General features: G+C 63.9%; 11 protein-coding genes. 1 reads left to right on the forward strand and 10 read right to left on the reverse strand.

The features are described 5' to 3' along the window. On the reverse strand, window positions 1-434 hold a 434-nt coding region (locus EOA38_RS22225), incomplete at its 3' end, for a phosphatase PAP2 family protein (protein WP_127300266.1). A gap of 38 nt (window positions 435-472) precedes the next feature. On the opposite strand from EOA38_RS22225, the gene EOA38_RS22230 reads away from it, so the two are divergent. Next, on the forward strand, window positions 473-955 hold the full coding sequence (locus EOA38_RS22230; protein WP_126094767.1) for a DUF2127 domain-containing protein: 483 nt from the start codon (window positions 473-475) through the stop codon (window positions 953-955). Window positions 956-1,112: 157 nt separating this feature from the next. Here the strand turns inward: EOA38_RS22230 and EOA38_RS22235 are convergent, their stop codons facing one another. From EOA38_RS22235 to EOA38_RS22275, 9 genes are all read right to left on the reverse strand, one after another. Beyond that, window positions 1,113-1,526, reverse strand: a complete 414-nt coding sequence (locus tag EOA38_RS22235; protein ID WP_245464732.1) for a hypothetical protein — start codon at window positions 1,524-1,526, stop codon at window positions 1,113-1,115. A gap of 125 nt (window positions 1,527-1,651) precedes the next feature. Further along, a complete protein-coding gene (locus tag EOA38_RS22240) occupies window positions 1,652-2,215 on the reverse strand; it encodes a cytochrome c (protein WP_126094765.1) in 564 nt (187 codons plus the stop codon). Further along, the gene (locus EOA38_RS22245; RefSeq protein ID WP_126094764.1) at window positions 2,212-3,738 is read right to left on the reverse strand and encodes a multicopper oxidase family protein; all 1,527 of its coding nucleotides are present in this window, start codon (window positions 3,736-3,738) and stop codon (window positions 2,212-2,214) included. The genes EOA38_RS22240 and EOA38_RS22245 overlap by 4 nt, the downstream gene beginning before the upstream one ends. 148 nt (window positions 3,739-3,886) lie before the next feature. Beyond that, window positions 3,887-4,444 carry a hypothetical protein gene (locus tag EOA38_RS22250; RefSeq protein ID WP_126094763.1) on the reverse strand — a complete coding sequence of 186 codons (558 nt, stop codon included), beginning with the start codon at window positions 4,442-4,444 and terminating at the stop codon, window positions 3,887-3,889. Next, window positions 4,441-5,232, reverse strand: a complete 792-nt coding sequence (locus EOA38_RS22255; protein ID WP_126094762.1) for a DsbA family protein — start codon at window positions 5,230-5,232, stop codon at window positions 4,441-4,443. Before EOA38_RS22255 ends, EOA38_RS22250 begins: the two co-directional genes overlap by 4 nt. A gap of 37 nt (window positions 5,233-5,269) precedes the next feature. Further along, on the reverse strand, window positions 5,270-6,004 hold the full coding sequence (locus tag EOA38_RS22260) for an SCO family protein (RefSeq protein WP_245464731.1): 735 nt from the start codon (window positions 6,002-6,004) through the stop codon (window positions 5,270-5,272). Between the two features lie 14 nt (window positions 6,005-6,018). Next, window positions 6,019-6,552 carry a TlpA disulfide reductase family protein gene (locus EOA38_RS22265; protein ID WP_189350170.1) on the reverse strand — a complete coding sequence of 178 codons (534 nt, stop codon included), beginning with the start codon at window positions 6,550-6,552 and terminating at the stop codon, window positions 6,019-6,021. A gap of 5 nt (window positions 6,553-6,557) precedes the next feature. Continuing rightward, entirely contained in the window at window positions 6,558-6,998 is a 441-nt protein-coding gene (locus tag EOA38_RS22270) for a DUF411 domain-containing protein (RefSeq protein WP_126094760.1), read from the reverse strand. A gap of 34 nt (window positions 6,999-7,032) precedes the next feature. Next, the coding region (locus EOA38_RS22275) for a multicopper oxidase domain-containing protein (protein ID WP_148669486.1) at window positions 7,033-7,465 on the reverse strand (433 nt) is incomplete at its 5' end.

The following is a 7,465-nucleotide window of genomic DNA, read 5'->3' on the forward strand; positions in this document are numbered from 1 at the left end:
GCATAATGGATGCCGATGTGCAGCCGCGACCAGCAAATCAGCAGCGCCATGATGAAGAAGGCAAGAGTGCGGCGCGGCAGCGCCTGCATGGCGAAGGCGGCAACGATGGCCATGCTGGCGGTCGCGTGGTCGGACGGGAACGACCAATCGGCGCTGGGCGCGATCAACAGATGCGTGACGCCGGCGTCGTAGGGCCTGATCCGGTGGACGAACAGCAGGATTGCCTGGTTGAGAGCCAGCCCGAGCAGGAAGGAGAGGCCGGCGGAAAGGCAGGCATGGCGCACATGGGCACGATCGGTCCTCGACCACCATTGCAGGGCGACCGCGATCACCATCAGCGGCACGCCGATTTGTGAGATCGCGATCATTGTCCTATCAAGGAGCGGGTTGATGCCGGCTGCGGCATTGATCCAGTGGGTTAAGGCTGCATCCATGCGATCTGATTTCCTTGGGTTGTTGTGAGGGCTGGGTCTTGAAGCCGGTCGATGAGCGTCGCATTCATCAGCTTTTCGAAATCGGCGTGTGGTTGAAGGGCGCGCATGCGCTGATCGAATGCATCGGCGGCATCCTGCTCTATGTCGTCACCACCGACACCATCGCCTCGTGGGTCAATGCCCTCACCCAGGAAGAGTTGATCGAAGACCCGAACGATTTCATAGCTGGCTATCTGTCGCAGATGGCAAGCCAGTTCTCCGTCGCGAGCAAACAGTTCTACGCTTTCTACCTGCTCAGCCACGGCCTGATTAAGCTGCTTCTGGTCATCGGCCTGCTGCGCGGCAAGCTATGGTCCTACCCGGCCTCGCTCGCCGCGCTCGGCGCCTTCATGGTCTACCAGGTCTATCGCTATTCCTACATGCACTCGCCAGGCCTGCTTGTGCTGACCGTCTTCGATGCGATCGTCATGTGGCTGATCTGGCAGGAGTGGCAGGCGGTGCGCCGTCACATGGCCGGCTGAGCGCGCCGAGGCGCAGCCGACTCCACAGGCCTTACGAGCCATGACGTCGCCCTCCGGGCCAGTCTTGGCAGGTCACCAAGGTTGTCCGTCCGGAATTGCGCGAAAAATGATTGGTGCGGTTCGGTGATCCGACCCGGACGCCGCACCGCTCCTTCTTTTACGCGGGGATCAGCATGGCGATGCGATGGACGCCGACCTCCTTGCTTGTGTTCGTCGCCTCGTCGGTCTTGCCCTTGGAGCAGGTGTACACGTCGCCGACCTTGAGCTTGAACTCCTTGTCTACCTTCTTGATGGTGAATGCGCCGGAAGTAATCGTGCACACCATGTCGTTAGGCATCACGCTTTGAGGTGCGTGCGCCCCGGGCTGGAACACCACGTCGACAATTGCGATACTCTTATAGGCGGGAATGTCGGAATTGCCGGTGCCGACTTCGATCATCCTGACGCCGGGCGCTATTTCCTTGCCTTCCTTCGGACCGTATTTCTTCGCTTTCGCGAATGCCGCCGTCGTGAACAGGGGCGCCACTGCGGCAGCCGTCACGCCGAGAGCAATTGCAGATCTGCGATTCATCGTTTTCATCGCATCCTCCCTAAACCTGTCATGCACGGATGAGCATGGCGTGCTATATATTAGCACAAGCTGATTTTATTGTGCAGAAGAGTGCTTGCTTGACCGGACTGCTCAGGGCAGTTTTTTCACTCCGTCTTTTGCCGGAATTTCGAATGGCAGCTCGAACAGTCCTGCAGGATGAGGTGCAGGATATGCTCGGCCGGCATTCCGGCGGGATCTGCTTGCGCCGCGCCCGGGCGCTTGCCGAGCAGGCTGCCGCCATCCATCGGCGGGCCGGCCATCCGCATGTCGGCGGTGATCTCGGCCGGCGCTTTCTCGGCCTTGGCGTCAAGCGCGTCGGCGAGCCGGCCGATATGGCGGGCGAGCGCCTCGAACTCCGGCCTGGCCTGGTCGATCTCCGGTTTGGCGCTTGACGGCGCGCCCAGCGAGCCGGCGGGGAATTCGGCGATCAGGGCAGGGCCGGCGCGGGCGCTGAGCGTGCCCGCCGCCGCCCTGAAAGCTGCCGGCTCATAGGCGCGCCTGCCGTCGAACATCTCCACGATGGCCTTGGCTGCCGCCGCCATCTCCTTCATCGAGCCCTGGCGCGCCTTGACGATGGGATCGCCCGGACCGGCTGCCAGCGACGGGGCAAAGATCAGCGGGCCGGCGAGCGCAAGCATCGCCGCCCCAAGGACGACGCGGAACCTCATGCCTGCACGTCGACAATGCCCATCATGCCGAGCTGCTCATGCTCGAGGATGTGGCAGTGATACATGCGCGCGCCTGGCCGCTCCTGGCGCAACAAGAGCCGCACCGTCTCGCCGCGCGCCACGTTGACGGTGTCCTTCCATGCCCGATAGGGCGGCTTCGAGACCTTGCCGTCGCGCTCGTGCTCGACCACCTGGAACTGCGTGCCATGGAGGTGGAACGGATGGTCCATGTCGGCCTGGTTGACGATTTCCCAGAGCTCGGTCTCGCCGGCCCGGGCGACGATGTCGACGCGCTCCATATCGAAGGCCTTGCCGTTGATCAGGAAGCCCATCTCCATGCTAGTGGCGTTCATCGCCATGGTCTCGGTGAAGACGAGACGGCGGCTGACCGCGGGCTGCCCAAGCGGCGCGATTGGCCTGAGCCGCTCGGGCAGCGGCGGCATCGCTTCTCCCGGCGTTTCCGCTACGTCGGCGGTGAGCAGCGTCAGCCCGGCGTCCGCCGGCCGGCCGGCGCCCATCCAGCCGCGGTCGTAGTCAAGCGTGGTGAGCGTTGCGGCGCCCGGCCTGTCGAAGGCGACGACCAATTCGACGCGCTCGGCCGGGCTGAGCATGATCTCGTTGGCTGCAACCGGCTTCTCCAGCAGGCCGCCGTCTGTGCCGATGATCGTCATCGCCGCGCCGTCGAAGGCAAGCCTCAGGAAGCGCGCATTGGTGGCGTTGTAGAGCCGCAGGCGCCGCTTCGCGCCCATCGCCACGGCGAGTCGCGGGTTCTTCTGGCCGTTGACCAGCACATGGTCGCCGACGCGGCCGTTCATCTGGTCGGCCATGGTGCTGTCGGGCATCGAGCCGTCGGCGGCCAGGCGAAGGTCGGTGAACATAAGCACCGTGTCGCCATAGACCGCCGGAACGGGATCGGCCTTCGCCTTGACGACGAAGGCGCCGGCAAGGCCGCGATAGACCTGCTCGGCCGTGCGGCCATGCGGATGCGGGTGGTACCAGTAGGAGCCGGCGCTGCCTTCGGGCAGCTCGAAGGCATAGACGCGGTCCGCGCCTGCCGCCACCGGGTCCATCGGATTGCCGTCCTGGTCGGCGGGCACCGGCATGCCGTGCCAGTGGATCGTGCTTTGCTCACCCTCGATCCGGTTGGCGAAAGCGATCTCGACGCGGTCACCCTCATAGGCTTCGATCAACGGGCCGGGGCTCGTGCCGTTATAGGCAAGGATCGGCGTGTCCCGGTCCGCGGCAAAGCGCACGGTGGCGGGCTCCGCCGTCAGTCTCGCCTTGAACAGGCCGGACCGGCTGGCCTCGTTGGCAAGCAGCGGCAATTCGCGCAAGGGCTGACCCTCGGGTAGCGCCACGGGACCCTGGCCCATGGCGCCCATGTCATGGCCCGCATGGCCGCCCATGTCCATGCCGGGCATGGAATCCATGTTCGACATGCCGTCCATCTTCATCTGCGCCAGCGCGCGAGAACCTGACAGAACCGTTGCCAGGCCTGCCGCCAGAAAACCGCGTCGATGCATCTTTTTCTCCTCGATCGTGATTGGGAAGGCGCGCCGCTAGCGACCTTCTGCTCACGTTAGGGGTTCCAGTGACTGGAAGGTCAAGCCCTTTAGGGCAGGGCCGCAGGTCCGCCTGCACTCGCCAGGCGAGGGCTTGCGGCAAGGGAGATCAAGCGTCTCCGCCGCAGCCGTCCGAAAGGTCCCACACATCAACGATCTGCTCGCCGGTGAAGCGGTGCTCGTGGATCAGGTATTTCGCCAGTCCGCCATACACCTTCCATCGCCAGCAAGGACAGCAGCAGGGACCTTTCTCCTCGGAATTGGCCATCGCGTAGTCATAGGCCTTCTGCTCGTCTCCGGTGAGCTTCAGATCGTAGTACGGCATCATCTGCTGCGCCGTCGCCACAGCAATGTCGTAAGGATCGCCGGGGATCATCGGGATGGCGCGGTACTTGGCGAGCCCTCTCACCTGCTCGCCATAGCGCTTCAGTTCCATCGGGCTGCAGCACGAGCCCTTGATGCGAGCCGTCGCCGGCATGGTCGCGATCGAATCCGTGAACTTGGCCGAGCAGGTGCTGTTGCCGCTCTCGCTGAGCTCCTTGAAACGCCTTGCCAATTCCGGATCCTCGGCAGCGATTGCCGGTTCCGGCAGCTCGAAAAGTCCTGCGGCCGCGGCGACGCCGAACACGCTTAGAACAACCGTGCGCCGGTTTGGGATGTCGGTCATTTGCCGGCCCTCGCTTGATTGACGAATGTCTTCAGTGTCGCAAGATCGGTCGCGCCGGGATAAATCCTATCGCCAGCGACGAAGCCCGGCGTCCCGGTGATCCGCAGCGCCTGGGCCAGTTCCGTATTGCGGTCGATCGATGCCTGGATATCGGGCTGCCGCATATCGGCCTTCATGCGTTCGACGTCCAGCCCGGCCTCGGCGGCGGTCTTGAGCACGACCGCCTCGGTCACTCTTGTCTTTGCCGCATAGAGCGCCTTGTGAAAGGCTGCGTATTTGCCCTGCTTGTCGGCGGCGAGCGCGGCCTTGGCCGCGAACACGGAATCGGGGCCGAGGATGGGAAATTCCTTGTAGACGATTCTAAGCTGCGGATCGTCGGCCACGGCCTGTTCCATGATCGGCGCCATCATTCGGCAATAGGGGCAATTGTAGTCGAAGAACTCGACCAGGGTGACATTGCCTTGCGCATTACCGCCGACGGGGCTCTGCTTGTCGTGGAAGATGTCGGCCGCTCGCGCCTTGAGCGCCTTCCTGGCCTCGGTCGCCTCCGCTTGACGCTGGCGCTCGTCCAGGCTCTGCAGCGCCTGCACGAGAACCTCCGGGTGCGCCAGAATGTAGTCGTGTATCCGTTGGTCGAGCTGGTCCTGGGACATTTCGCCGGCTGCGAATGCCGGTCCCCGCGCGCCTGGAAGGCCTGGATTGAGCAGGAACCATCCCGCCAGGCCGGCGAGCAGGATGGTGCGAAAGATACTGCCGAAGAATCGGCTCGTGTGCGCCCTGGTGAACATGTGTCTCCCTTCCTTGTTCGAAAGCGGTGGTCCTGCCTCACAGCAGGTTCTTCAGTTTCGCCAGCCAGCCTTCGTGCTGCTCATAGTGCGGGTGCTCGACATTGTTGGTGAGCGCGTTGACGAAGGTGACGAGGTTGATGGGCTGGAAGTTCAGTCCGTGGAAGTTCGCCCGCCAGCGACCCTCCTTGTCGATCACATGGGTGACGATGCCGTGCATCTGGTAGCCGTCGTCGGCGAGGGTGAACTTGTGGCCGAAGGCTTCCGCCAGTTTGCGGGTCGTATCCTCCGGCTGGTCCGGGGCAGTGGTCAGGAACAGCCAGTTGGCCGGGTCCAGCCCGTGCGTCGGCCCGTAGGCCTTGAGCGCATCGGGCGTGTCTTTCCGCGGGTCGGTGGTTATGCTGATGAAGACGACCCGATCCTTCATCGGTGTCGAGTTCACCATCTTCTGGACCTCTGCGATCTTTTCGGCATGCAGCGGGCAAACGTCCGGGCATGAGGTGTAGATGAATTGAAGCACTACGACCTTGCCGGCGAGATCGGCCGGCCGCACCACGCGCCCATCGGCGGCGCGCAGTGTGAAGTCGGGCATCGGCTTGTCGATCTGCTGGAAATACTTCTCGCCGCTCTGGAGCATGGCGTCGATGTCGTCCAGCGAATGCGCCCGCGCACCGTGGGTGAAGCCGAAAGCCAGCACTGCGAGCGCGACAAGCCCGCGCAGCATCAATGCCCATCCATTCCAGGAGACCTCACGCGACTTGGTCTGCAAAAGCATCGGTCATTTCCTTCTCATTTGGCGGCGATGCGGCCGCGGATGAAGTCGACCATGTCGGGGGCATCCCACTCGGCCGGGCCGATCAGCCGGCCGATCTCCCTGCCGCTGCCGTCGATCAGCAGGGTCATCGGAAGGCCGAGGGCGCCGAGCGTGAACATCGCCTTGCCCGAACTGTCGATGTTGAGGGCGAGATGCGTGACGCCGGTCTCGGCGAAGAACTTCTTCACGGCGTCGGGGCCTTTGCGATCCATCGACAGGGCGACGACCTCGAAGTCCGGCCCGCCGAGCTCGGTCTGCAGACGGTCGAGCGTCGGCATTTCCTCGCGACAGGGCCCGCACCAGGTCGCCCAGATGTTGAGCAACACCACCTTGCCGGAATAGGCGGCCAGCGTCTTCGGCTGGCCGGCAGCGTCCGCGAAGCCGATCTCCGGCACTGCGGCGGGCGTATCGAGAACGGCGAAGTTCTGCGGCGCCTCGGCCGCCGCAGCGGGCAGCGAGGCTGCGAGCAGCATTGCCGAAAGGGCGACGGCCAGTTTGCTTGCGGTCATGGAGCTCATTCCGTCGCATAGACGGTCGGCGCCTTGCCGTCCTTGGTAAAGGCGTAGACCGTCCAGGTCTCGTTCTTTGCGCCGCCCATGCCGGGCGCGCCCGCCGGCATGCCGGCCAGCGTGATCCCCGTAATGGCGGGCCGTTCTGTCAACAGCTTCTTGACGACATCGACCGGCACCAGGCCGTCGACCACATAGCCGTCGACCATGATCGTGTGGCAGCCTTCGAGGTCGGTGGGCACGCCGGCATCGCTGCTGATCTGGGACAGATTGTTGACCGGCTTGATATCGACCTTGAAGCCGTTCTGTTCGAGATAGGCGGCATAAGCCTCGCAGCAGCTGCATTGCGGATTCTTGTACATCACCGCATCGATCGTCGCGGCGAGTGCCGGCAGCGGCGTTGCGATTGCAAGGCCGAGGGCGGTCAGCGCGTAAGTCAGTTTCATTTTGCAGTTCTCCTTGGTTGATGGTTGGATTGATTCAGGTCACCCGGAACACGGTCATCAGGCCGGCCATCTGGTGGTCGACGACGTGGCAGTGCAGCATCCAGTCGCCGGGATTGTCGGCGACGAAGGCGCATTCGACCGTGTCCTTCGGCGCAAGCAGCACCGTGTCCTGCCATTGCCGGTGCGGCACGGGCGAGCCGTTGCGGGAGAGCAGCAAAAGGCTGAACCCGTGCACGTGCATTGGGTGCCACCAGGCAGTTTCGTTGCGAATTGTTAGGTGGCAGGTGACGCCCCGCCGCAGCGTAAACTGCGGCGTCATGCCGGCATGACCGTCGCCGGTCATCGATATGCCGTTGATCGACCAGGCCGCCGTGCCGTTCATGCCAGGCATCGCCATGCCCATCATCCCGCCGACGCCAGCGAGCTTGCCGCCGCCCATCATGCCGCCTTGCAGCACGACCTCCTGC

It is taken from the genome of Mesorhizobium sp. M1E.F.Ca.ET.041.01.1.1 (assembly GCF_003997355.1).
GTDB lineage: Bacteria > Pseudomonadota > Alphaproteobacteria > Rhizobiales > Rhizobiaceae > Mesorhizobium.

Excerpts from the sequence above, each read along its gene's own strand:
- EOA38_RS22260 (WP_245464731.1), bottom strand. The coding sequence starts at position 6,004 with ATGCTTTTGCAGACCAAGTCGCGTGAGGTCTCCTGGAATGGATGGGCA.
- EOA38_RS22240 (WP_126094765.1), bottom strand. The coding sequence starts at position 2,215 with ATGAGGTTCCGCGTCGTCCTTGGGGCGGCGATGCTTGCGCTCGCCGGC.
- EOA38_RS22255 (WP_126094762.1), bottom strand. The coding sequence starts at position 5,232 with ATGTTCACCAGGGCGCACACGAGCCGATTCTTCGGCAGTATCTTTCGC.
- EOA38_RS22250 (WP_126094763.1), bottom strand. The coding sequence starts at position 4,444 with ATGACCGACATCCCAAACCGGCGCACGGTTGTTCTAAGCGTGTTCGGC.
- EOA38_RS22270 (WP_126094760.1), bottom strand. The coding sequence starts at position 6,998 with ATGAAACTGACTTACGCGCTGACCGCCCTCGGCCTTGCAATCGCAACG.
- EOA38_RS22245 (WP_126094764.1), bottom strand. The coding sequence starts at position 3,738 with ATGCATCGACGCGGTTTTCTGGCGGCAGGCCTGGCAACGGTTCTGTCA.
- EOA38_RS22235 (WP_245464732.1), bottom strand. The coding sequence starts at position 1,526 with ATGAATCGCAGATCTGCAATTGCTCTCGGCGTGACGGCTGCCGCAGTG.
- EOA38_RS22265 (WP_189350170.1), bottom strand. The coding sequence starts at position 6,552 with ATGACCGCAAGCAAACTGGCCGTCGCCCTTTCGGCAATGCTGCTCGCA.